The organism is Streptomyces sp. NPDC093795 (genome assembly GCF_044764665.1).
Classification (GTDB): Bacteria; Actinomycetota; Actinomycetes; order Streptomycetales; family Streptomycetaceae; genus Streptomyces.
Genome location: NZ_JBIWIO010000012.1, coordinates 234,494 through 257,789 on the forward strand (window position 1 = coordinate 234,494; position 23,296 = coordinate 257,789).

The following is a 23,296-nucleotide window of genomic DNA, read 5'->3' on the forward strand; positions in this document are numbered from 1 at the left end:
CTGAACAGGCGGTGTCCCCCGAACAGGTGTCACGGCTTTCGGGGGCGTGTGTTCGCGCCGTGACGCGGTGACCATGGGAGGCCGACCGGCAGTGGACGGCATGACGGAAGGCGATGCGGTGGAAGACGACCTCGGGCCCGGCGCCGTACGCGGCCGGCTCGCAGAGATCTGGTGCGGGGCGCTCGCCATGGACCGCGTCGAGGACGCCACGGACTTCTTCGCCGTCGGCGGCCGCTCCCTGCTCGCGGTGCAGGTCACCGCGCGGGCGGCCGACGTCTTCGGGGTCGAGGTGAGCAGCAGCGACCTGGCCGTCGACGCCTCGTTCGGCTCCATGGTGGAGCGCGTCACCCGGGCTCTGCCCTCGACCACAGGGAGAGCACGTGCTGCTTGACGCGCCCCCGGCCGTCCCGGCGCTCGGTTCGGCCGACTGCCACATCTGGTGGACCGATCCGGCCACGGTCACCGACGAATGCCTGACCCTGCTCGACGGGGCCGAACAGGAACGGGTCCCGCAGCTGCGCAGGGCGGAGGACCGCCGACGGTTCATCGCCGGCCGGGCCCTGTTGCGTACGGCCGCCGCCGGCTATCTCGGCCTTCCGCCCCGGCGTATCGAGGTGGTCGCCCACTGCCCCGACTGCGACAGGAACCACGGCAAGCCCGAACTGCCGGGCACCGGACTCCAGGTGTCGGTCTCGCACTCGGGCGACCGGGTGGCGGTCGCCGTCACCAGGGCCGGTGCGGTCGGCATCGACGTGGAGGAGATCAGTACGTCCGTGTCCCCCACGGAACTGCTCCCCCATGTCATCGGGCCGGCGGAACCACGCACCCCCGCCCACGCCACCGCGAGCGGCTTCCACCGGATGTGGACCCGGAAGGAGGCCGTGCTCAAGGCGACGGGCCTGGGGCTGCGGGTGCCGCTCTCCGAGATCGGGGTGTCTGCCCCGGAGGAGGACCCGAGGGTGCTGTTCCTGGGAGGTCCGGCCGCCAGGCCGGCCGAGGACTTCGTACTGGCCGACCTGGAGGCGGGTGCGGGCCGCGCGGCCGCGGTGGCCGTGATCGGCGGCGGGCCGCTGGCCTTCACCGCCTACTCCCGGAGCCGCCCCTCGGCCGCCGCGTTCAGCGCGGGGCCGCCGCGGGCTCCGGGGACCGGGCGCTGAGCGGCCTCATGTCCGTCCACACCTGCTCGATGTGGTCGAGGCACTGCTGACGGTCGCCACGGAACCCGTCCGGCTCCCAGCCGGCCGGCAGCTCGCGGTCGGCGGGCCAGAGCGAGTACCGCAGTTCGTGATTGCGGACCACGAGATGGGCGCTGTTGTCTTCGGACGTCATGTCTCCACCTGCTGTCGTTGTCGGGGTGAGTGGGGTTTCTTCGGGCTAGTGGTGCGCGGACTGCGCCGCGCGCGGTGCGGTCAGGGCGGCGCGGACCAGCTGCGCCTTGTTGTGCGCGCCGAGCTTGGAGCGGATGCGCTTCACGTACGTGTCGACCGTGTGCTGGCTGATGCCGATCCGCCGGGCCGCCTGGTCATGGGTGCAGCCCTCGACGAGATGCCCGAGCACCTCGCGCTCCCGCGGGGAGAGCGTGGCGACGCCCTGCGGCGCGCCGGGTGCGGCACCGGCCGGAACCGGTCCCGGGCCCGCCACCCGCCGGACGGCGTCCACGAGCAGCAGGGGCGCGTCGTCGAACGGATGCGTCTCGCCCATCGGGTGCGGGCCCGCGTCGCGGCCGGCGGAGGTTCCGTCGGCCGTCAGCAGGACCGTACGGGCGGCGGGCACCCCGGCGGGCAGTCCGTCGAGCAGACCCAGGTCGAGGACCAGGCAGTCGACCGTGCCGGCCGCCACCGCGAAGGGCGTGCCCGTCGCGAACGCGACCTGGATGTCGGCCTCCGCGTCGAGCAGGTAGCGGATGCCCAGGAGGGCGAGCTGGTTCCGGACGAAGATCCCGGCACGCACCATGTCGACTCCCCGTCTGCGGCTGGTTCCGGTCCATTCCGGCTGTACGGGGCCACTCTTCTGGATCGTTCGGACGGTACGGAAGACAACTCCGGTGGCCCATTGGGGTCCTGGACAGAAGGGGACATCGGGGCGCCGGGCCCGCAGGGGTACGGCGAGACCGCAGGGGTACGGCGAGAAGACCGGCCTGCCACACGGGCAACCGGTCTACGGGGAGGACGACCGGCCCACCTCAGGGCCACCGGTCTATGGGGGGACGACCGGCCCACCTCAGGGCCACCGGTCTACGAGGGGACGACCGGCCCCATCAAGGGCCACCGGTCTCCGACGGTCAGCGGTGCTCCGAGAGCCAGCCGTTCTGCACGGCGCGGACGCCCGCCTCGAACCGGCTGCGCGCCCCGAGCCGGGTCATCAGCTCGGAGGCAAGGCGCCGCGCGGTCCGCGGCGACACCCCGAGCCGCTTGGCGATGGTCTCGTCGGTGTGGCCCTCGGCCAGCAGGACCACGACCATGGCCTGCTGGTCGGTGAGCCCCTGGTCGTCGGCCCTGCTCTCCTCGTTCAGTGGCCGGGCGCCGCTCCACACGCTGTCGAACAGCGCGCACAGCGCGGTCAGCGTGCCGTGGCCGGTCAGTATGAGGGCTCCCTCGGAGCTGTTGTCGCTGTTCACGGGGATGACGGCGGCCTTGCGGTCGACGACGATCATCCGGGTCGGCAGCGTCGGCACGGTACGCACCTCGCCGCCCAGCTTGGACAGCCAGCTCACGTACTGAAGGGTGTGCGGGCTGTTGCTCGCGCTGTTGAGATAGACCGTCCGCATCCGGACACCGCGCTCCAGGAGTTCCTGGTTGAGCGGCTTCGCGGCCTCGATGTGCTCCGGCCGCTGGGGCCCGTCGGGGGCGAAGGTCATGACCTCCTCCCGCGTCTCCCGGGTGAGGGCCGCGAGCCGGTCGCGGATCTGGTCGATCCCGGTCAGGCGCTCACTGTGCGAGCGGGTGTCGGCCGGCCGTGCCTCCGCGAACTCCGCGATCAGCCGGGCCGCGGCCGCCCGCGAGTCGTCCATCTGCTTCTGGTGTGCGGCGAGTTCCGCCTGCTGGCGCGCCATCAACATCTGGAGGCCGACCTCGGGCGATACGGGCCACAGCTCGCCCTCGCGGTCGTACGAGGGTCTGAGCAGCGCCAGCTCGCTCAGGGTGTCGAGGGCGTGGCGCACCTGCTCGGGCGTGAGCCCCAGTCGCTCGGCGAGGTCCGTCACGCCGTCACGCGGCTGTGCGAGAAGGCCCCGGTAGACGGCCTCGGCAATGGCATCGAGACCAAGCGACTTGAGCACGGAACTTCTCCCCCCGGAGCTCTCGTAAAGACGCTACATCATCACACGTGTGGCCTGATTTCTACAGGTGGAGGGGTGGACTGTACCGGCCATTGCCGGAATGGGACTTCTGGTGCTCTTCTCCCGTGTTCGCCCTTTTGGGAAAATGCGAGCGTGTATCTCGTTCACACCGAACTCCTTAACAGGAAGGTGGACTTGTGTATCCCTCAGAACCTCGCGGATCTCCTTCGCGCCCTGGCGCACCCCGACGAAGGTGTGGAACATGTGGTCATCCACCCCCGCCCCGGGCACGGGGTGACGGTGGGCGTCTACCTGCTGACCGACGGCCTGCGGGACGCGGAGGAGACGGCGGCGAGACTGTGCGGACGCGCGGTGGACGCGATCGGTCCGCTGCCGGGGTGGCGGGTCGGGCGCTCCGAGGCGCCGCTGCTCGCCCCGTACGGGCTCGAGGACCTGTGGCTGAGTCCTGATGTCTGATCGTTGAGGACGGGGACGCGTCCCGCTGACCGCTTCGGTCCAGGGCCCGTTCCGTCCACCGGATTCCTCTTCCGAAGGTCTTTCTGCTTGGCGAAGCTTGTCGCACAGAAGGAACAACTCCTTACTTCGGAAGGGAATCATCCGTTGCTGCGCTTTCGTCCCGCCCGCTGGGCTGCGGTTCTCCTGACGGCCTTTGCCCTCCTGACCCCGGCGATCGCCATGTCCGGCGACACCACGGAGTCCGTCGTCGTCGGCGGCCCCGCGCCGGACGACATGATCTGGGGCTGACATCCGCCTCGACGCCTCGACGCTTCGCCGCCATGGCGTCGCCCGGTGACGCGGGACGGGGCGCCCGGAGTGCCCGGTGCCCTTTCCAGAATGAGCACGGCATCGAGGACAACGGTCCTCGGTGCCGTCTCGGCTTTCAGGGGTCACGCACGCGTCCCCACACCCATCTCACACCTCACACCTCACACCTCACGCGCGAGCGTCACCGTGTACGGCGAACCGCCGGGCGTGGCCCCGCCAGAGGGCCAGCAGGACGGGCGAGCCGACCGGCTCCGGATGCGCCGCGCAGACGTCGACATGACGGACCCGGCAGGTGTCCGACGGCGCGGCGGAGGCCGGACCGGCCACGGTCCCGTCACCCGCGACGCGCCAGCGGCTGCCCGCCGGAACGACGGCCGCCCTCAGCGTCCCGGGCTCGATCATGATCCAGTGCCCCCGTACCGTACGGCGCCACTCGATGCGGGCCCCGCACTGCTCGCAGGCCGCGAGGGCGGGAGCGGCCACCTCCGGTACGAGCGCCCCGGAGCGGGGCTCCGGCACGACGACCGTGAACGCCGCGGCGTCGACCAGGCCTGCCAGAACGTCTCCCACCAGCACCGGGTCCCGCGTGGCCCCGGACCCCTCGCACCGCGGGCAGAGGTCCATGCCGAGGCTCGGGACCCATGTCCCGTACGGCGCACCGCAGGAGTCGCACGCGTCGCTTCGCCCGCCCGAGCCCATGTCCCGCCCCCCTGAGACGCCATCAGCTCTCAGGGACATTCCCCCGCGGGCCCGAAAACGAACGGATGTTTACGGCCATGTCGGGGCGTAGCCGCCGGGCGGTGCGGTCCCGCCCCCGCCGGGCCCGGCCGGCGACCTCGGTCACTCATATGTGCGGCTCCCCGCACGCCCGTGCGTTCGGTGCGGAAGAATGGTGCGGTGACCTCTCCCCGTGCCCCGCGCACTCCCGCCCCGGCGCCCCGGCTGATCGCCACCGACCTCGACGGCACGCTGCTGCGCGACGACAAGTCCGTCTCCGAGCGCACGGTCGCCGCACTCGCCGCGGCCGAGCGGGCCGGGATCGAGGTCTTCTTCGTCACCGGCCGCCCGGCCCGCTGGATGGACGTCGTCAGCGACCACGTCCACGGTCACGGCCTCGCGATCTGCGCCAACGGCGCCGCCGTCGTCGACCTCCACGCGGGAGGCACCTTCCTCGAGGTGCACCCGCTGGAGCGGCCGATCGCCCTCGACGTCGTCCGGGCCCTGCGCGCCGCCGCGCCGGGGACGTCCTTCGCGGTCGAGCTCACCACCGGCATCCACTACGAGCCCCAGTACCCGCCGTTCTTCCTCGACCCCGGGGCGACCGTCGCCACCGCGGAGAAGCTCCTCTTCGAGGAGACGCCCGGCGCCGCGGCCCCGGTCCTCAAGCTGCTCGCCCAGCACCCGGAGCTCGACCCCGACGTGTTCCTCGCGACGGCCCGGGCGGCCGCCGGAGAACGGGCCTCGTTCACCCGGTCCAGCCCCACCGCCCTCATCGAGATCAGCGCGCTCGGCGTCTCCAAGGCCTCCACCCTGGCCCTGTGCTGCGCCGAGCGCGGCATCACGGCCGAGGAGGTGGTCGCCTTCGGCGACATGCCGAACGACATCGAGATGCTGAGCTGGGCCGGCCGCTCGTACGCAATGGACAACGCCCACCCCGACGTGATCAGCGCCGCCTCGGGCCGCACGGTGAGCAACAACGAGGACGGCGTGGCCGCCGTCATCGAACAACTGGTCACCGAGGTGAAGGCGGCCGCCGAGACCCGGCAGGACACCACCTGAGCTCGGGCCGGAGCGGACACCCGCCAGAGCAGGCACCCGTCCCGGCGGACACCCGCCGGAGCAGGCACCCGTCCCAGCGGACACCCGCCAAGCAGGCACCCGTCCCAGCGGACAGCCGTCAGAGCGGTGCCTCCCACACCACCGTCGTACCGCCGCCGTCCTCCCCGACACCCGGCCCGCACCAGCTCGCGCCGCCCAGTGACTCGGCCCGCCGCGCCAGGTTGCGCAGGCCGCTGCGGCGACCGCCGGCCGGGAGGCCGATGCCGTCGTCCGCGACCGAGAGCCGTACGCCCGCGGAGCCGTCGGGCAGGGTGACGCCCGCTTCGACGACCACGTCGATCCGGCTCGCCTCCGCGTGCCGGAACGCGTTGGAGAGCGCCTCACGCAGGGCGGCGATGAGGTTCTTGCCGGTGAGTTCGCCGACGGTCGAGTCGATCGCGCCGAGGAAGCGGTGCGCGGGCTTGAAGCCGAGCGGCACGGCGGCCATGTTGATCTCCCGCAGGACACGGGTGCGCAGCCCCGACGGCGCCTCGGCGGGCCCCTGCTGGAGCGCGAAGATCGCCGTACGGATCTCCTGGATCGTCACGTCGAGCTCGTCCACCGCCTTGCCGACGCCGTCCCGCACGGCCGGCACGATCGACCTGCGCTGGGCGCTCTCCAGCATCATGCCGGTGGCGAAGAGCCGCTGGATCACCAGATCGTGCAGGTCACGGGCGATCCGGTCGCGGTCCTCGTACACGGCGAGCCGTTCCCGGTCCCGCTGCGCGTCGGCCATCATCAGCGCAAGCGCCGCCTGCGAGGCGAACTGGGTGGCGAGCGTCCGCTCCGTCTCCGTGAACGGGCGGGCCCCCCGCGCCCGGGGCGTGGCGAGCGCGCCGAGCACCCGGCCACCGCTCTGCAGCGGCAGCATCATGCTCGGCCCGTACGAGGAGGTCAGCCGACTGATCATGCGCGGGTCCGCCGCCGCGTCCGTCACGAAGACCGCCTCGCCCCCCAGGAGCCGCCGCACCACGGCGCTCTCGGGCGGGATCACCACGCCGAGGGATTTCGTCGGCCGGGGCGAGGAGACGGCGACGATCTCGAGACCGCCGTCCTCGGCGGGCAGCAGCACGATCCCCGCGTCCGCGTCGGCGAGGCGGCGGGCCTGCTCGGCGACGACCGTGAGGGCGTCGTCCGCGTCACCACCGGAGAGCAGCGCGGTGGTGACGGCGACCGAACCGTCGATCCACCGTTCGCGCTGCCGGGCCGCCTCGTACAGCCGGGCGTTGCCGATGGCGATGCCGGCCTCGGTGGCGAGCACCCGGACCATGTGCACGTCGTAGTCGTTGAACGCGCCGCCGCCACGCTTCTCCGCGAGGTACAGATTGCCGAAGATCTCGCCCTGGACCCGGATGGGGACGCCGAGGAAGCTGGCCATCGGGGGGTGCGCGGCCGGGAAGCCCGCCGAGCGCGGATCGGTGGACAGATCGGCGAGACGGATCGTCTGGGGCTCGCGGATCAGCGCGCCGAGCAGCCCAGCGTGGCCGTCGGGGCGGCGCCCGATCCGGCGGGCCACGTCCTCGCCGACGCCGAAGGTGACGAAGTCCGACAGGCTCTTGCCCTCCTCGTCGACGACGCCGATCGCGGCGTAGCGGGCGTCGGCGAGTTCGGCGGCGGTCTCGCAGATGCGGTCGAGGGTGGAGTGGAGTTCGAGCCCGGTACCGACCGAGCGCATGGCCTCGAGGAGCTGCGGTACGCGGGCGGTGAGCTCGGTGGACAGTCCCTGGAGGCTGCGGGCGGCCTGCGTGGCGGCTTCCAGGGGGTCCGGGGCGTCGGACGCTGCGGCGGTCATGGGCTTGAGCCTAGTAAGTCCTATTTGGCGAGAAAAGTCGGCCGTCCGTCACTGTCCGCCCCGGCGCCGACGACGAGCAGGTCGGTCTCCCGCTCCTGTTCGAGCATCCGGCGCAGCGGCCCGTCGGCCGCGGCGAGTTCCGCGTAGGGGCCGCGCTGCACGGTCCGGCCCTCGTCCAGGACGAGCACCTCGTCGACCGCGTCGAGCCCGTGCAGCCGGTGGGTGATGAGGACGGTCGTACGGCCCTCGGTGGCCCGGAGCAGATCGTCGGTGAGCGCGTCGGCGGTGGCCAGGTCCAGGTGCTCGGCCGGCTCGTCGAGGACGAGGACGGGGAAGTCGGCGAGCAGGGCACGGGCGAGCGCGAGGCGCTGCCGCTGACCGCCGGAGATCCGGGAGCCGTGCTCGCCCACGAGGGTGTCGAGCCCGTCCGGAAGCCCGTCCACCCAGTCGAGCAGCCGCGCCCGGCGCAGCGCCTCGCGGAGTTCCTCGTCGCTCGCCCCGGTGCGGGCGAGCCGCAGGTTCTCGCGGACGGAGCTGTCGAAGAGGTGGGCGTCCTGCGCGCAGAGCCCGACGAGCCGCCGGACCGCGTCGCCGTCGAGCTCCCGGGCGGGCACCCCGCCGAGGCGGTACGTGCCTGATTCCACGTCCAGGAAACGGAGCAGCACCTGGGCGAGCGTGGTCTTGCCGGAGCCGGAGGTGCCGACGACGGCGACCCGGCGCCCGGCCTCCAGGGTGAGCCGGAAGTCGGCGAGCGCCGGCCGCTCCTGGCCCGGGTACCGGGCGGACAGACCGGCCAGCTCCAGCGGGAACGGGCTCGCCGGGGGAGTGCCGGGCCGGGCCGGTTCGTGTACGGGAACGGGGGCGTCGAGCACCTCGAAGACGCGCTCGGCACTGTGCTTGACGCGCTGCCGGTACTGGACGGCGAGCGGCAGCCCGGTGACGGCCTCGAAGGCGGCGAGCGGGGTGAGGACGACCACGGCGAGGGCCACTCCGTCGAGCCGCCCGTCCCGTACGGCCTGGACGCCGACGACCGCGGCGGCCACGACCGTGAGCCCGCACACCAGGGCGGAGAGCCCGGCCCCGAGCGCGGTGGCGGCGGACTGCCGGGAGGCGATGCCGGTGAGGGTACGGTCGGCGGCCCGCGCCCGCTCGATACGGCTCCGCAGGGCCCCCGCCACCGTCAGCTCGGCGCAGCCGCGGAGCAGGTCGGCCACCGCGGTCGCCAGGGCGCCGCGGGCGGGGGCGAGCCGCCGTTCGGCCCGGCGGGCGAGCGCCCCACCGGCCGCCGGCACGAGGACACCCGCGACGAGCAGGCCCACGGCGAGGACGGCACCGGCCTCGGGCAGCAGCCAGGCGGTGAACCCGGCGGAGGCGACGCCCACGACGAGCGCGGCGCCCGCGGGGAGCAGCCAGCGGAGCCAGTAGTCCTGGAGCGCGTCGACGTCCTGGACGAGCCGGGCGAGCAGGTCCCCCCGGTGGGTGCGGCGCAGCCCGGCCGGGGCGATCCGCTCAAGGCGCCGGTAGACGGAGACCCGGAGTTCGGCGAGCATCCGGAGCACGGCGTCGTGCGAGACGAGCCGCTCGGCGTACCGGAACACGGCCCGCCCGATACCGAAGGCGCGCGTGGCGGTGACGGCCACCATGAGGTGCAGCACGGGCGGTTGCTCGGAAGCCCGCGAGATGAGCCACCCGGACACGGCCATGAGCCCCACGGCAGACCCGAGCGCCAGACTCCCGAGCAACAGAGCAAGCCCCATCCGCCCCCGGAACTCCCCCACCATCCCCCGAACCCGCCCCAACCCGGCCCCCCGGATCGCGGGCGACTCCGCACCCCCGGTCCCGGCGCCCCCATCGCCCACCCCGGCTGCAGGCACCCCGTGCCCGCCCACCCCGGTTGTGGACTCCCCGCCCCCGTCCCCACCAGTTGTGGGCATCTGTTCCGCAAAGGGCGGAACGGGTGGGCACAACCCACCCGCACCGAACCCGGCGCCCCCGTCACCCCGGCCCACCCCGAGCGCGTCCGCCAGAACAGCACCCCCGCCCCCCGGCACCCCGTCCTGAGGGAGCACCCCGCCCCCCGGCACCCCGCCCCGCGACGGCACCCCGGCCGGGGCCAGACCGACCACCCGGTCCGCGACAGCGAGCAGCGCCGGCCGATGCACGACCAACAGCACGGTCCGGCCGGCCGCCAGCCTCCGTACCGCCTCGACCACCCCCGCCTCCGTCGCCCCGTCCAACGCCGCCGTCGGCTCGTCGAGCAGCAGCAGCGGCCGGTCCGCGAGGAACGCCCGGGCCAGCGCGAGCCGCTGCCGCTGCCCCGCCGAGAGCCCGGAACCGTCCTCCCCGAGCACCGTGTCGAGCCCCCGCGGGAGCCCCGCGACGAACCCGTCCGCACCGGCGTCCCGCAGAGCATCCCGTACCGCCTCGTCGGAGGCGTCCGGGCGGGCCAGGCGGACGTTCTCGGCGATCGTCCCCGCGAAGAGGTACGGCCGCTGCGGCACCCAGGCGATCCGCGACCGCCACTCCTCGAGGTCGACCGCGGCGAGGTCTTCGCCACCGACCCGCACGGAGCCGCCCTCCTCGGGCACCGCGAAGCCCAGCACCACGTCGAGCAGCGTCGACTTCCCGGCCCCGCTCGGCCCCACCAGGGCCACCGTCTCGCCCGGCTGGACCGTCAGCGTCGCCGCGTCGAGCGAGGGCTCGGCCCGCCCGGCATGACGTACCGTCACCCCCTCCAACTCCAGCCGGACGGAGCCCGGAACCGCAACACCCGCACGCGGCCCCGCACCCCCCACCCGCACCGGCTGCTCCAGCACCTCGAAGATCTCCTCCGCCGCCGCAAGCCCCTCCGCCGCCGCGTGGAACTGCGCCCCCACCTGCCGCAACGGCAGATACGCCTCGGGGGCCAGAATCAGGATGACGAGCCCGACGTACAGATCGAGTTCCCCGTGGACGAGCCGCATGCCGATGGTCACGGCGACGAGCGCGACCGACAGGGTCGCGAGGAGTTCCAGGGCGAAGGAGGAGAGGAAGGCGATCCGCAGCGTGCGCATGGTCGCCCGGCGGTACTCCGAGGTGATCGAACGGATCGACTCGGCCTGGGCCTTCGCCCGGCCGAAGATCTTGAGAGTGGGAAGCCCGGCGACCACATCCAGGAAGTGGCCGGAGAGCCGGGAGAGCAGCTTCCACTGCCGGTCCATCCGGGCCTGGGTGTACCAGCCGATGAGGATCATGAAGAGCGGGATGAGCGGCAGGGTGACGACGATGATCGCCGCCGAGACCCAGTCCTCGGTGACGATCCGCGCCAGGACCGCCACCGGCACGACCACCGCGAGGCCGAGCTGGGGCAGATAGCGGGCGAAGTAGTCGTCGAGGGCGTCCACACCCCGCGTGGCGAGGGCGATCAGGGAACCGGCCTTCTGCCCGCTCAGCCAGCCCGGCCCGAGCGCGGCGGCGCGGTCGAGGAGCCGGCCACGGAGTTCGGACTTGACCGCCGCGCTCGCCCGGTGGGCGGCGAGCTCGGTCAGCCAGGAGACCAGGCCCCGCGCCGCCGCCACGCCCGCGAGAAGGAGCAGCGGGGTCGTCAGGTCCGCGACCGACTGCCCCTTCTGGAAGGCCCCGACCACGATCTCGGCGATGAACATCGCCTGGGCGATGACCAGCGCCGCCCCGACGAGGCCGAGGAACACCACCGCGATCAGGAAGACACGGGTGGCCCTGGCGTACCGGAGCAGACGCGGATCGATCGGTTTCACGTGAAACATGCTCCCTGGGAAGGGCCGGCCAAGAGCTGGCCGAAGGACGGAGCCGACTACGGGCGGACCGGCTGGTGGGCGTCGGCGATGTGCTGCGTACCGATCCGCTTGCGGAACACCCAGTAGGTCCAGCTCTGGTAGAGCAGCACCAGCGGGGTCGCGATCGCCGCGCACCAGGTCATGACCTTGAGCGTGTACGGGCTGGACGACGCGTTCGTCACGGTGAGGCTCCACGCGGGGTCGAGCGAAGACGGCATGACGTCCGGGAAGAGCGCGAGGAAGAACATCGCCACGGCGGCGGCGATGGTCACGCCCGAGAGCGCGAACGACCAGCCCTCCCGGCCCACCTTGATCGCGCCGATCGCGCCGATCAGGGCCACCACGGCGATCAGCATCGCCGCGAGGCTCCAGCTGTCCCCGGTGTGGACCTGGGTCCAGACCAGGAAGCCCAGCGCGAGCACCGCCGTGACCAGACCCAGCTTGAGCGCGAGCGCCCTCGCCCGGACCCGAATGTCACCGACCGTCTTGAGCGAGGCGAAGACCGCGCCGTGGAAGGTGAAGAGGGTGAGCGTGACCAGGCCGCCGAGGAGCGCGTACGGGTTGAGCAGCTCCCAGAAGCCGCCGACGTACTCCATGTCGGCGTCGATCTTCACGCCCCTGACGATGTTGCCGAAGGCCACACCCCAGAGGAACGCGGGGAGCAGCGAGGTCCAGAAGATGGCCTGCTCCCAGTTCCGCTGCCAGTTCTCCTCGGGCCGCTTCGCCCGGTACTCGAAGGCGACGCCCCGGATGATCAGGCAGATCAGGATGGTCAGCAGCGGCAGGTAGAAGCCGGAGAAGAGGGTCGCGTACCACTCGGGGAACGCGGCGAAGGTCGCGCCGGCGGCGGTGAGCAGCCACACCTCGTTGCCGTCCCAGACGGGTCCGATGGTGTTGATGAGGACCCGCTTCTCGACCCGGTCGCGGGCGAGCAGCTTGGTCAGGACTCCGATCCCGAAGTCGAAGCCTTCGAGGAAGAAGTAGCCGATCCAGAGGACGGCGATGAGTACGAACCAGACGTCGTGGAGTTCCATGCCTCGATCTCCTGAGCCTCAGTACGAGAAGGCCATGGGGCGGTCGGGGTCTCGCGAGTCCCCGCCGATCTTGGTGGGCGGGTTGAGGTCGTCCTCGGTGAGTTCGGGCGGGCCCGCCTTGATGTACTTGACGAGCAGCTTGACCTCGATCACCGCGAGGATCGCGTAGAGGGTGGTGAAGAGGATCATCGAGGCGAGTACCTCGCCCTGGGAGACGCCGGGGGAGACCGCGTCCCGGGTGCGCAGCACGCCGTAGACGACCCAGGGCTGACGGCCCATCTCGGTGAAGATCCAGCCCCAGGAGTTGGCGATGAGCGGGAACGCCATGGTCCAGAGGGCGATGATCCAGTACCACCTGCCCAGGCGGGGGCTGAGCGCCTTCCGCTTGAACAGGACCAGGTTCGGCACCTCGTCCTCACCGGTCCTCAGGCCCGGCGCCAGCATGAACTTCTTCCGGGTCAGCCAGAGGCCGAGCATCCCGATGGTCAGCGAGGCCATGCCGAAGCCGATCATCCAGCGGAAGCCCCAGTAGGCGACGGGGATGTTGGGCCGGTAGTCGCCGGGACCGAACTTCTCCTGCTCGGACTTGTTGATGTCGTTGATGCCGGGGACGTACGAGTCGAAGTCTCCGTTGGCCAGGTAGGACAGGATGCCGGGGACCTCGACGGCGACCTTGTTGTGGCCCTTCTCGACGTCGCCGTAGGCGAAGATCGAGAACGGCGCGGGCGCCTCGCCGTCCCAGAGCGCCTCGGCGGCGGCCATCTTCATCGGCTGCTGCTTGAACATGACCTTGCCGAGCAGGTCACCGCTGATGGCGGTGCCGAGGCCGGCGATGATCAGGGTGATCAGGCCGACCCGCAGCGAGGTCCGCATCACCGGGATGTGCTTCTTGCGCGCCAGGTGGAAGGCGGAGATGCCGGCCATGAACGCGCCGCCGACCAGGAAGGCCGCCGTCATGGTGTGGAAGAACTGGGTGACGGCGGTGTTCTGGGTGAGCACCTGCCAGAAGTCCGTGAGCTCCGCCCGGCCGCGCTCCTCGTTGATGCGGTAGCCCACCGGGTGCTGCATCCAGGAGTTGGCCGCGAGGATGAAGTACGCGGAGAGGATGGTGCCGATCGACACCATCCACATGCAGGCGAGGTGGATGCGCTTCGGCAGCTTGTCCCAGCCGAAGATCCACAGACCGATGAAGGTCGACTCGAAGAAGAAGGCTATGAGCGCCTCGAAGGCGAGCGGCGCGCCGAAGACGTCACCGACGAACCGGGAGTAGTCGGACCAGTTCATACCGAACTGGAACTCCTGCACGATGCCCGTGACGACACCCATGGCGATGTTGATCAGGAAGAGCTTGCCCCAGAACTTCGTCGCCCTCAGGTACTTCTCGTTCTCCGTCCGCACCCAGGCCGTCTGAAGCCCGGCGGTGAGCGCGGCGAGGGAGATCGTCAGGGGGACGAAGAGGAAGTGGTAGACGGTGGTGATGCCGAACTGCCAGCGCGCCAACGTCTCTGGCGCCAGAGCGAGGTCCACGTCGTTCTCTCCTTACATCGCCGCGATCACATCGGCAGTTCGCCCCCTGGATTCCACCCATAACGGGAGGAACCGGAAGCGCTTGTGAACGCGTTCACATTCACAAGCTATTATGGCTCATACGAAATCCGTATCGTCAACCGGGGCCCCCTAGAACCGGACAGGGCCGGAAACCGGGACATACCCAAGCGAAGGCCCCCACGAGCGGCGCGCTCGCGGGGGCCTGGGTCAGAAGGTGGGACAGCTGGTCAGCTCTCGCTGCGGAAGCCCTCCGCCGCCTTCAGGAACAGGTCGTTCGCCTCGGTCTCACCGATCGTGACGCGCACACCCTCACCGGCGAACGGCCGGACCATCACCCCGTGCCGCTCGCACTCCGCAGCGAACTCCGTGGTCCGCTCGCCGAGCCGCAGCCAGACGAAGTTGGCCTGGGTGTCCGGCACGGTCCAGCCCTGGGCCACGAGCCCCGCGCGCACGCGGTCGCGCTCGCACACCAGCGAGCCGACCCGCCCGAGCAGCTCGTCCTCGGCCCGCAGCGAGGCCACCGCGGCGTCCTGCGCCAGCTGACTCACCCCGAACGGCACCGCGGTCTTGCGCAGCGCCGCCGCCACCGGCTCATGGGCGACGGCGAAGCCGACCCGCAGCCCCGCCAGGCCGTACGCCTTCGAGAAGGTCCGAAGCACGGCGACGTTCGGACGGTCGCGGTACAGCTCGATGCCGTCGGGGATCTCGGCATCGCGCACGAACTCGCGGTACGCCTCGTCGATCACCACGAGCACGTCGGAGGGCACCCGGTCGAGGAAGCGCTCCAGCTCGGCCCGGCGCACCGCGGTGCCCGTGGGGTTGTTGGGGTTGCAGACGAAGATCAGCCGGGTCCGGTCGGTGATCGCCTCGGCCATCGCGTCGAGGTCGTGCACCTCGCCCTCGGTCAGCGGCACCTGCACCGAGGTGGCCCCGCTGATCTGCGTGATGATCGGGTACGCCTCGAAGGAACGCCAGGCGTAGATCACCTCGTCGCCCGGGCCCGAGGTCGCCTGGAGCAGCGACTGGGCGACGCCGACCGAGCCGGTGCCCGTGGCCAGGTGCGAGACGGGCACGCCGAAGCGGTCGGCCAGCTCCTCCGTCAGACCCGTGCAGGCCATGTCGGGGTAGCGGTTGAAGTTCGAGGCGGCGGCCAGCGTGCTCTCCATGACCCCCGGCAGTGGCGGGTACGGATTCTCGTTGGAGGACAGCTTGAAGGCCACGGGGCCGCCCGCGGCCGCCGGCCTGCCCGGCTTGTAGGTGGGGACGCCGTCCAGCTCGGCGCGCAGCTTGGGGCTGCCCGTACTCGTCCCGCTGGTCTCGCTCACTGTGTGGCCTCCTCGACCGTCCGTACCGCCAATACTCCTCACCTTAAGAGGATTCACCCCCGCTGCGAATGGCCTGTGGACAACAGGAGGGACACGCTGGGGACACAGCCACCCGGAGCGGCCCGAAACAGGGGGAGCGCGGACCGGGGTGGCGCGCGCCGGTGGCGAGCGCCGTGGCGCGCATCCCCCGTAGAGGTGAGTTGAGACCTCTTCGAGACCTCGCCCCCACGCCAGGCCTACGCCGTTCGACAACCACAGGTCCCATGTCAAGAACCCCAACTACCTTGGATTCCTTGCCGATTGGCCGCTGTCGACCATGCAGAAACGTGCCTGTCAACGCTTGCATATGCGACCGTCTCAACCGCCCCTCATCGCCCTACTATCGGCTCGCCATGACAGCAGCAGGGAAGCACCAGGTGAGCCGGGCACAGACCCGGGGAAGCCGGCAGGGCCGGGCGGGCATCCGGGACGTGGCCGCCGCCGCCGGGGTCTCCATCACGACTGTCTCCGACGCGCTCAACGGCAAGGGCCGACTCCCCGACGCCACCCGCCGTCACGTACGCGAGGTCGCCGACCGGCTGGGCTACCGCCCGTCCGCGGCGGCCCGCACGCTCCGCACCGGGAAGTCGGGACTCATCGGCCTGACCGTGACCACGTACGGGGATGAACCTTTCACCTTCACCGAATTCGCGTACTTCGCGGAGATGGCCAGAGCAGCCACATCGGCCGCGCTCGCCCGGGGCTACGCCCTGGTCATCCTCCCCGCCACCTCCCGCCATGACGTCTGGTCGAACGTCGCCCTCGACGGCACCGTCGTCATCGACCCCTCCGACCACGACCCGGTCGTCACCGAACTGGTCCGCCAGGGCCTCCCCGTCGTCTCCGACGGACGCCCCGCCGGCACCCTTCCGGTCACCGCCTGGGTCGACAACGACCACGAAGCCGCCGTCCTCGACCTGCTCGACCACCTCGCCGACGCCGGCGCCCGCCGCATCGGACTCCTCACCGGAACCACCACCGACACCTACACCCGCCTGTCCACCACCGCCTACCTCAACTGGTGCGAGCGAGTGGGCCAGGACCCCGTCTACGAGGCCTATCCGGCGCACGACCCGTGCGCGGGCGCCGTCGCGGCCGACCGGCTGCTCGCCCGACCGGACCGGCCCGACGCCGTCTACGGCCTCTTCGACCCCAACGGAACCGACCTCCTCGCGGCCGCGCGCCGCTACGGACTGCGCGTCCCGGACGACCTGCTGCTGGTCTGCTGCAGCGAGTCGACCGTCTACGCCACCACCGAACCGCCCATCACGACCCTCTCGCTCAAGCCGCGCCGCATCGGCACGGCCGTCGTCCAACTCCTCATCGACGCCATCGAGGGGACCGACGCCGACGGCCCGGTCGAGCAGGTCATACCGACCGAACTCATCGTCCGCACCTCCTCGCAGCGCCGTCCGCCCCGCACGACGGTCAGCCCGCCGCGCTCACCCGCGAAGGACTGAATTCCGCCCCGCCCAATCCGCCGTCCCCGCCCCTGCCCGTGGGCAGGGGCGGCGAAACCGGCCATCGAACCGGCCTCAACCCTGGACTCGACCTTCTCAATTCGGGCGAAACAACCGGTGAACCCGGAGTGGACCCGGATTCACCACCCCTGGTGCGTCACACAGGAGGAAGCTCATTCCTATGATGGGCGCACGACATCGTGGACCACCCCGACCAGGCCGGGCCGCGATGTGCAGGGCATCGCGACGGTGGTGGAGGGGTCCATGACTCAGGGGGCCGGGCAGGAGCCCGTGGTGCGCACGGCGACATTGCGCGACTTCCGCGTACCGCCGTACGCCCGGGTGCCCGTACAGGGCCATGTCACCGAACCGACGCCGGCGGAGCCCCGGCCGACCTCCGCGGCGCCACGACCGGCGCACGCACCGGCCGGGAACCCACCCGCGCCCGCCGCACCGCCGGGCGCGCCCCTGCCCCCCGCCGCACCGCCGGCCGCACCCGCGCCCGCACCGCCGCAGGCCGCACCCGCGCAGCCCGCGCCCATGCCCGCCGAGCCGACCCTCCATCTGGGACGCCGTACCGCACCCGCGTACGCCGCCACGGCCGGTTCCTCCATCGTCTCCGTCGCCACCGGTCACCCGGGCAACGCCTTCCCGGACGACGCGATGCCCGAGGGCTACACGCCGACCGAGCGCGACCTCCCGGTCATCAACCGCGGCGACACCGTCCAGGTCCCGGTCGCCCCCGAGACCGCCCCCGCCACGGAGCCCGCGCCCGCGAACGGCGAGGGACCCGGCCCGCTCTTCGTCGTCGGTGACGTCCACGGCTACCTCGACGAGCTCGTCGCCGCCCTCCACGCCCAGGGCCTCATCGACGAGAACGGCAGCTGGGCCGCGGGCAACGCCCGCCTCTGGTTCCTCGGCGACTTCACCGACCGCGGCCCCGACGGCATCGGCGTCATCGACCTCGTCATGCGGCTCTCCGCCGAGGCCGCCGCCGCCGGCGGCTACTGCAAGGCCCTCATGGGCAACCACGAACTGCTGCTCATCGGCGCCAAGCGCTTCGGCGACACCCCGGTGAACTCCGGCGCGGGCACCGCCACCTTCCAGGCCGCCTGGCTGCTCAACGGCGGCCAGAAGCACGACATGGACCGGCTCCAGGACGTCCACCTCCAGTGGATGTCCCGGCTCGACGCCGTGGTGCGCGAGGACGACCACCTCCTCCTGCACTCCGACACCACCGCGTACCTCGAATACGGCGGGACCATCGAGGACGTCAACGACACGGTCCACGACATCCTCAACCGGAACGACGCCGACGAGGTCTGGGACGTCTTCCGCAAGTTCACCAAGCGGTTCGCCTTCCGCGACGAAGGCGGCCCCCAGGCCGTCCAGGAGCTGCTCTCCACCTACGGCGGCCACCGGATCGTCCACGGCCACAGCCCCATCCCGTACCTCCTCGGCCAGGTCGGCACGGAGGACGGCGAGGGCAATTCCGGCCCGGTCGTCGACGGACCGCACGTCTACGCGGACGGTCTGGCGATCGCCATGGACGGCGGAGTGACCATGGCCGGAAAGCTACTGGTCGTCCAACTCCCCCTGGACCGCTGAGGCATAACCCTGCGCATCCGGGGAAGGCGAATTCCGGAAACTCCCTGTCAGCGCGTGGCACCCCGGCCCTACCATCGGGTCCATCCGTAGCAGGCTCTCCTCCGTTTCCGCCCGACCCACCGTGTCCCACGGCTGATCCGGGCCTACGGAGCATCGGGGGATGCACATGAACGTGGCTCCGCACCTGCTGACCGAGGACCGCGCCGAGTACGAGCGGATCCTCGACCAGGCACTGAGCACCGCCCACGCACGCCCGGACCTCTCCGGAGCCGGGACCCGGCTCACGCTCGCGCAGCTGCGCGCCATGACGCTGAACGCGACGGCACTGGTCACCAGCGCGGCGGCGAGCGAGTACGACCACTTCGTGAAGGTCCGCGAGGCGAACCGCGCCGCGCTCGGGGCCCGGTCACCGGAACCGGCCGACCGTCCCGGTCCCGGCGCGGGCGTCGTCGCGATCTTCACCGTCCTGGTGCCCGTCCTCGCCGGGTCGGCCGCAGCCGTACTCCTGCTGGTCGGCGCGGTCCTGCGGGCCCTCGCCCCCACCCTGGTCTTCGGTGCGACGCTGCTGACGGCCGGCCTGGTCTTCGGCACCCTGGCCGCGGCCGGACTGCTCTGCGCGGCCGCCGGGCTCCTCGTGACGGCCCTGCGCAACACTCCGGCCGCGAGCGCCCCACCCGACGAGGAGCTGACCCGCGCCCGGGAGGCCTGGCACCGCGCCCTCCTCGAACGCGGCATCCTCCCCTTCCTCCGCGACGCCCTGGCCGCCACCGGCCCACCGGCACCGCCCCTCCCCTGACACGCCACCGGCCCGCGGCTCCCCCGGGGCCGCGGGCCGGACAAGCGCCGGAGAAGGTCAGTCCGCCACGGGTCGGTCCGCCACGGGTCAGTCCGCCAGCGGCAGGTAGACGCGGTTACCGCTCGCGGCGAACTCCTTGGACTTCTCCGCCATCCCGGCCTCGATCTCCTGCTGCGTACCGCCGTGCTCCCGGCGGATGTCCTGCGAGATCTTCATCGAGCAGAACTTCGGACCGCACATCGAGCAGAAGTGCGCGGTCTTCGCGGGCTCCGCCGGCAGCGTCTCGTCGTGGAACTCGCGTGCGGTGACCGGGTCGAGCGCCAGGTTGAACTGGTCCTCCCAGCGGAACTCGAACCGCGCGTCCGACAGCGCGTCGTCCCACTCCTGCGCGCCCGGGTGCCCCTTGGCGAGGTCCGCCGCGTGGGCCGCGATCTTGTACGTGATGACGCCCGTCTTCACGTCGTCCCTGTTCGGCAGGCCCAGGTGCTCCTTGGGCGTGACGTAGCAGAGCATCGCCGTGCCCCACCAGGCGATCATCGCCGCGCCGATGCCCGAGGTGATGTGGTCGTAGGCGGGCGCGACGTCCGTCGTCAGCGGGCCGAGCGTGTAGAACGGCGCCTCCTCGCAGATCTCCTGCTGGAGGTCGATGTTCTCCTTGATCTTGTGCATCGGGACGTGCCCGGGGCCCTCGATCATCGTCTGGACGTTGTGGCGCTTGGCGATCGTGTTCAGCTCGCCGAGCGTGCGCAGCTCCGCGAACTGCGCCTCGTCGTTGGCGTCGGCGATCGAGCCGGGGCGCAGTCCGTCGCCGAGCGAGTACGTGACGTCGTACGCCGCCAGGATCTCGCAGAGCTCCTCGAAGTTGGTGTAGAGGAAGTTCTCCTCGTGGTGCGCGAGACACCAGGCGGCCATGATCGAGCCGCCGCGCGAGACGATGCCGGTCTTGCGGCGCGCGGTGAGCGGCACGTACGGCAGGAGTACGCCGGCGTGCACGGTCATGTAGTCCACGCCCTGCTCGGCCTGCTCGATGACCGTGTCCTTGTAGATCTCCCAGGTCAGGTCCTCGGCCCTGCCGTCGACCTTCTCCAGGGCCTGGTAGAGCGGCACGGTGCCGATCGGCACGGGGGAGTTGCGCAGCACCCATTCGCGGGTGGTGTGGATGTTGCGGCCGGTGGACAGGTCCATGACCGTGTCGGCGCCCCACTTGGTCGCCCAGGTCATCTTCTCCACCTCCTCCTCGATGGAGGAGGTGACGGCGGAGTTGCCGATGTTGGCGTTGACCTTCACCAGGAACCGCTTGCCGATGATCATCGGCTCGATCTCCGGGTGGTTGACGTTCGCCGGGAGCACCGCGCGGCCTGCGGCGATCTCCTCCCGTACGACCTCGGGAGAGACGTTCTCCCGGATCGCCACGTACTCCATCTCCGGGGTGATCTCGCCCCGGCGGGCGTACGCGAGCTGCGTCACCGCCTCGCCGTCGCGGCCCCGGCGCGGCAGGCGCGGGCGGCCGGGGAAGACGGCGTCGAGGTTCTTGAGCCCGCCCCCGCGCGGCGAGGTGTGCTTGATGCCGTCGTCCTCGGGGCGGACCGGGCGGCCCGCGTACTCCTCGGTGTCGCCGCGCGCGATGATCCAGTTCTCGCGCAGCGGCGGAAGGCCCCGGCGTACGTCGGTGTCGACGGTGGGGTCGGTGTACGGGCCGGACGTGTCGTACAGCGTGACGTCCTTGCCGTTGGTGAGGTGCACCTGACGGACCGGCACCCGGAGGTCGGGGCGCGAGCCCTGGACATACCCCTTGTGCCAGCCCGGCGTGCGCTCGCCGTCGACAGAGGTGCCGTCCTGGTCGGAGGCAGGCGTGCGTGCGTCCTGAATGGTCATGAGACCGATCTCCCTACGCCGGCATTACCCGGTAACAGGTTCGGCGGTCGGCGCAGCCTCTTCCCGTACGTGCGTACGGTGATCAGCGCCCTCTCAGCCCGGTGCTCCGAGCTCCCGCGTGTGCAAAGGTGCCACCACGCTAGCGTCATCCCTGGCGTGCTGAACAGTGGGCCCCCGTCGTTCTTGCGATGATCGGTCGGTGACTTCCCCCGAGCAGACTCCCGAGCCGCACGGCCACGACCACGGTCCAGGCCCCTCCCACGGGCACGGCCAGGGGCACGGCCACAGCCACAGCCACGGCCCCGCCGCCCCGGTCTCCCGGCACCTGCGCAAGGTCATCGCCGCGGTCCTGATCCCCTTCGCCACCGCTGTCGTGGTGGGCCTGGTGTGGCTGTGGCCGGGCGGCGCCCCGGCGCACGAGCGCACCGGCGTCGGCTTCGACCGGCAGACCGAGCAGGGCAGCGTCGTCTCCGTCGAGCAGGTCGACTGCAAGGACGTGAACGCCGCGCAGGTCCCGCCGACCGGCGACACCTCCACCCCGGAGGGGCGCGAGGCCGTCGAATCCCAGCAGGGGCAGTGCGAGAAGGCGACCATCGAGGTGACAAGCGGCCCGGAGAAGGGACGTACGTTCACCGAGATCGTGCAGCCGGACGCGCCACGCCAACTGCACGAGGGGCAGGGGGTGGTGGTGGCGTACGCCCCCGACGCCCCACGCGACCTGCAGTACTCGGTGACCGATGTGAACCGTAAGGTCCCGTTGGCGATCCTCGCCGGGATCTTCGCCCTGGTCGTCGTCCTCGTCGGCCGGATGCGGGGCGTGATGGCACTCATCGCCCTCGTCGCGAGCTTCCTCGTGCTCACGTTCTTCATCCTGCCGGCGATCCTTCAGGGATCGAACCCGCTGGTCGTGGCGCTGGTCGGTTCGAGCGCCATCATGCTGATCGCGCTCTACATGTGCCACGGCCTCTCGGCCCGCACCTCGGTCGCTGTGCTCGGGACGCTGATCTCCCTGCTGCTGATCGGCCTGCTCGGCTCGCTCTTCATCGGCTGGGCCTCGCTCACCGGCAACACCGACGACAACACCGGCCTGATCCACGGCCTGTACCCGAACATCGACATGTCCGGCCTGCTCCTGGCCGGGATCATCATCGGTTCGCTCGGTGTGCTCGACGACGTGACCGTCACCCAGACCTCGGCGGTCTGGGAGCTGCACCAGGCAGATCCGGGCATGGGTCCACGCGCGCTGTACCGGGCCGCCATCCGCATCGGCCGCGACCACATCGCCTCGGTCGTGAACACCCTGGTGCTCGCCTACGCGGGCGCCGCCCTCCCGCTGCTGCTGCTCTTCTCGATCGCGCAGAGCAGCATGGGGACGGTGGCCAACAGCGAGCTGGTCGCCGAGGAGATCGTGCGGACGCTGGTGGGATCGATCGGGCTGGTCGCCTCGGTGCCGGTCACCACGGCGCTCGCGGCCCTGGTGGTCTCCGCCGACCGACCGGCTTCCGGGGGATCCCGGCCCGCGGCGGTACGGGGCGGACGGCGCCGCCGCGCCAAGTGAGGCGTACGAGCCGGGCCACCTGAGGCGTACGAGGGGGCGCGTGCGCCGGGTCAGGCGGCCGGGCCCGCACTCTCCTCGGCCAGGATCCGGCCCAGCGCGGCCTCCAGGTTGTCCTCGAAGTCGCCGAGGGTCCGTTCCTGACCGAGCGGAACCAGTTTGTCCGTACGGTCGAGGAAGGCGACCAGCGGTGGCGCGCTCGCGCGGAACAGCGCGCGGTCGCCGCCGACCTGGAGCCGGATGGAGACGTCCGAGAGTCCTTCGGGCTCGGTCGGTGCGATGTGCACATCGCCGTCCCCGCTCGGCCGGTTGATCCCGTCGAGCAGCAGTTCTCTGCCGAACGCCCAGGTCACGGGAGCGTCCCCGGGAAGGTGGAAGGTCATCCGCACCGCGTAGGGATCCCGGGACTCATATCGCAGTTCGACCGGGATCCTGAAGGAGAGCTCCTCGGAGACGAGGAAGCTCATCAGGACTTCGGCCTGAACGGACTCTCGCATCGTGTACCCCGCAGTAGATGAAGCAGTTGTGTGAACACAGCTGCTGAAAGCTGTGACCGAAACGGCCAGGAATGATCCCCCGTGGCCCTCTT

Annotated in this window: 20 protein-coding genes and 1 riboswitch; of the genes, 9 read left to right on the plus strand and 11 right to left on the minus strand. The window is 71.5% G+C overall.

Annotated elements, in window-relative coordinates:
* The first annotated feature begins 100 nt into the window (after positions 1–100).
* Both ACIRB7_RS29075 and ACIRB7_RS29080 read left to right on the plus strand, forming a co-directional pair.
* Positions 101–391, plus strand: coding sequence for a phosphopantetheine-binding protein (locus tag ACIRB7_RS29075; protein ID WP_403604224.1), 291 nt, complete (start codon positions 101–103; stop codon positions 389–391).
* A complete protein-coding gene (locus tag ACIRB7_RS29080) occupies positions 381–1,157 on the plus strand; it encodes a 4'-phosphopantetheinyl transferase family protein (RefSeq protein ID WP_403604227.1) in 777 nt (258 codons plus the stop codon). The genes ACIRB7_RS29075 and ACIRB7_RS29080 overlap by 11 nt, the downstream gene beginning before the upstream one ends.
* Here the strand turns inward: ACIRB7_RS29080 and ACIRB7_RS29085 are convergent.
* From ACIRB7_RS29085 to ACIRB7_RS29095, 3 genes are all read right to left on the minus strand, one after another.
* Complete coding sequence (locus ACIRB7_RS29085; protein WP_403604230.1) at positions 1,117–1,329, minus strand: MbtH family protein; 213 nt, start codon at positions 1,327–1,329, stop codon at positions 1,117–1,119. The genes ACIRB7_RS29080 and ACIRB7_RS29085 overlap by 41 nt on opposite strands.
* A 45-nt stretch (positions 1,330–1,374) precedes the next feature.
* Positions 1,375–1,953 (minus strand): response regulator transcription factor, encoded by a 579-nt coding sequence (locus ACIRB7_RS29090; protein WP_403604233.1) that lies wholly within the window; start codon positions 1,951–1,953, stop codon positions 1,375–1,377.
* 328 nt (positions 1,954–2,281) lie between these two features.
* Positions 2,282–3,277: a helix-turn-helix domain-containing protein gene (locus ACIRB7_RS29095; protein WP_403604236.1), complete on the minus strand. Its 996-nt coding sequence runs from the start codon at positions 3,275–3,277 to the stop codon at positions 2,282–2,284.
* Between the two features lie 195 nt (positions 3,278–3,472).
* Here ACIRB7_RS29095 and ACIRB7_RS29100 point away from each other — a divergent pair, with 195 nt between their 5' ends.
* Both ACIRB7_RS29100 and ACIRB7_RS29105 read left to right on the plus strand, forming a co-directional pair.
* Positions 3,473–3,754: a hypothetical protein gene (locus tag ACIRB7_RS29100; protein ID WP_403604239.1), complete on the plus strand. Its 282-nt coding sequence runs from the start codon at positions 3,473–3,475 to the stop codon at positions 3,752–3,754.
* An 87-nt stretch (positions 3,755–3,841) separates the two neighbouring features.
* A complete protein-coding gene (locus ACIRB7_RS29105) occupies positions 3,842–4,042 on the plus strand; it encodes a hypothetical protein (RefSeq protein ID WP_403604242.1) in 201 nt (66 codons plus the stop codon).
* A gap of 189 nt (positions 4,043–4,231) precedes the next feature.
* On the opposite strand, the gene ACIRB7_RS29110 is transcribed toward ACIRB7_RS29105, so the two are convergent.
* Positions 4,232–4,633, minus strand: a complete 402-nt coding sequence (locus ACIRB7_RS29110; RefSeq protein ID WP_403604245.1) for a DUF6083 domain-containing protein — start codon at positions 4,631–4,633, stop codon at positions 4,232–4,234.
* A 327-nt stretch (positions 4,634–4,960) separates the two neighbouring features.
* Between ACIRB7_RS29110 and ACIRB7_RS29115 the strand changes: the two genes are divergently transcribed.
* Complete coding sequence (locus ACIRB7_RS29115; protein ID WP_403604248.1) at positions 4,961–5,842, plus strand: Cof-type HAD-IIB family hydrolase; 882 nt, start codon at positions 4,961–4,963, stop codon at positions 5,840–5,842.
* Positions 5,843–5,960: 118 nt separating this feature from the next.
* Here ACIRB7_RS29115 and ACIRB7_RS29120 read toward each other — a convergent pair whose 3' ends face one another.
* The 5 genes from ACIRB7_RS29120 to hisC all read right to left on the minus strand — a co-directional run bounded on the left by ACIRB7_RS29120 (position 5,961) and on the right by hisC (position 15,374).
* Entirely contained in the window at positions 5,961–7,673 is a 1,713-nt protein-coding gene (locus tag ACIRB7_RS29120; protein WP_403604250.1) for a GAF domain-containing protein, read from the minus strand.
* Between the two features lie 20 nt (positions 7,674–7,693).
* Positions 7,694–11,437, minus strand: coding sequence for a thiol reductant ABC exporter subunit CydD (gene cydD, locus ACIRB7_RS29125; RefSeq protein ID WP_403604253.1), 3,744 nt, complete (start codon positions 11,435–11,437; stop codon positions 7,694–7,696).
* Positions 11,438–11,484: 47 nt separating this feature from the next.
* Positions 11,485–12,501 (minus strand): cytochrome d ubiquinol oxidase subunit II, encoded by a 1,017-nt coding sequence (gene cydB, locus ACIRB7_RS29130; RefSeq protein ID WP_403604256.1) that lies wholly within the window; start codon positions 12,499–12,501, stop codon positions 11,485–11,487.
* An 18-nt stretch (positions 12,502–12,519) separates the two neighbouring features.
* Entirely contained in the window at positions 12,520–14,028 is a 1,509-nt protein-coding gene (locus ACIRB7_RS29135; RefSeq protein WP_403604259.1) for a cytochrome ubiquinol oxidase subunit I, read from the minus strand.
* Positions 14,029–14,276: 248 nt separating this feature from the next.
* Positions 14,277–15,374 carry a histidinol-phosphate transaminase gene (hisC, locus tag ACIRB7_RS29140; RefSeq protein ID WP_403604262.1) on the minus strand — a complete coding sequence of 366 codons (1,098 nt, stop codon included), beginning with the start codon at positions 15,372–15,374 and terminating at the stop codon, positions 14,277–14,279.
* Between the two features lie 392 nt (positions 15,375–15,766).
* Between hisC and ACIRB7_RS29145 the strand changes: the two genes are divergently transcribed.
* The 3 genes from ACIRB7_RS29145 to ACIRB7_RS29155 all read left to right on the plus strand — a co-directional run bounded on the left by ACIRB7_RS29145 (position 15,767) and on the right by ACIRB7_RS29155 (position 19,277).
* A complete protein-coding gene (locus ACIRB7_RS29145; protein ID WP_360788084.1) occupies positions 15,767–16,873 on the plus strand; it encodes a LacI family DNA-binding transcriptional regulator in 1,107 nt (368 codons plus the stop codon).
* A 264-nt stretch (positions 16,874–17,137) separates the two neighbouring features.
* The gene (locus ACIRB7_RS29150) at positions 17,138–18,481 is read left to right on the plus strand and encodes a metallophosphoesterase (protein ID WP_403604265.1); all 1,344 of its coding nucleotides are present in this window, start codon (positions 17,138–17,140) and stop codon (positions 18,479–18,481) included.
* 160 nt (positions 18,482–18,641) lie between these two features.
* Positions 18,642–19,277: a hypothetical protein gene (locus ACIRB7_RS29155; protein WP_403604268.1), complete on the plus strand. Its 636-nt coding sequence runs from the start codon at positions 18,642–18,644 to the stop codon at positions 19,275–19,277.
* An 87-nt stretch (positions 19,278–19,364) separates the two neighbouring features.
* Here ACIRB7_RS29155 and thiC read toward each other — a convergent pair whose 3' ends face one another.
* A complete protein-coding gene (thiC, locus tag ACIRB7_RS29160) occupies positions 19,365–21,152 on the minus strand; it encodes a phosphomethylpyrimidine synthase ThiC (RefSeq protein WP_403604271.1) in 1,788 nt (595 codons plus the stop codon).
* Positions 21,146–21,280, minus strand: a riboswitch (TPP riboswitch). It overlaps the preceding gene by 7 nt.
* Positions 21,281–21,351: 71 nt before the next feature.
* Between thiC and ACIRB7_RS29165 the strand changes: the two genes are divergently transcribed.
* Entirely contained in the window at positions 21,352–22,710 is a 1,359-nt protein-coding gene (locus tag ACIRB7_RS29165; protein ID WP_403604274.1) for a YibE/F family protein, read from the plus strand.
* Positions 22,711–22,760: 50 nt separating this feature from the next.
* On the opposite strand, the gene ACIRB7_RS29170 is transcribed toward ACIRB7_RS29165, so the two are convergent.
* Positions 22,761–23,204, minus strand: a complete 444-nt coding sequence (locus ACIRB7_RS29170; RefSeq protein ID WP_403604277.1) for an SsgA family sporulation/cell division regulator — start codon at positions 23,202–23,204, stop codon at positions 22,761–22,763.
* Positions 23,205–23,296 lie beyond the last annotated feature (92 nt).

What these genes read in the sequence shown, in the direction of transcription:
- ACIRB7_RS29075 (WP_403604224.1), top strand. Translation starts at nt 101, where the DNA reads ATGACGGAAGGCGATGCGGTGGAAGACGACCTCGGGCCCGGCGCCGTA.
- ACIRB7_RS29085 (WP_403604230.1), bottom strand. Translation starts at nt 1,329, where the DNA reads ATGACGTCCGAAGACAACAGCGCCCATCTCGTGGTCCGCAATCACGAA.
- ACIRB7_RS29090 (WP_403604233.1), bottom strand. Translation starts at nt 1,953, where the DNA reads ATGGTGCGTGCCGGGATCTTCGTCCGGAACCAGCTCGCCCTCCTGGGC.
- ACIRB7_RS29120 (WP_403604250.1), bottom strand. Translation starts at nt 7,673, where the DNA reads ATGACCGCCGCAGCGTCCGACGCCCCGGACCCCCTGGAAGCCGCCACG.
- cydD (WP_403604253.1), bottom strand. Translation starts at nt 11,437, where the DNA reads ATGTTTCACGTGAAACCGATCGATCCGCGTCTGCTCCGGTACGCCAGG.
- cydB (WP_403604256.1), bottom strand. Translation starts at nt 12,501, where the DNA reads ATGGAACTCCACGACGTCTGGTTCGTACTCATCGCCGTCCTCTGGATC.
- ACIRB7_RS29145 (WP_360788084.1), top strand. Translation starts at nt 15,767, where the DNA reads ATGACAGCAGCAGGGAAGCACCAGGTGAGCCGGGCACAGACCCGGGGA.
- ACIRB7_RS29150 (WP_403604265.1), top strand. Translation starts at nt 17,138, where the DNA reads ATGACTCAGGGGGCCGGGCAGGAGCCCGTGGTGCGCACGGCGACATTG.
- ACIRB7_RS29155 (WP_403604268.1), top strand. Translation starts at nt 18,642, where the DNA reads ATGCACATGAACGTGGCTCCGCACCTGCTGACCGAGGACCGCGCCGAG.
- thiC (WP_403604271.1), bottom strand. Translation starts at nt 21,152, where the DNA reads ATGACCATTCAGGACGCACGCACGCCTGCCTCCGACCAGGACGGCACC.
- ACIRB7_RS29170 (WP_403604277.1), bottom strand. Translation starts at nt 23,204, where the DNA reads ATGCGAGAGTCCGTTCAGGCCGAAGTCCTGATGAGCTTCCTCGTCTCC.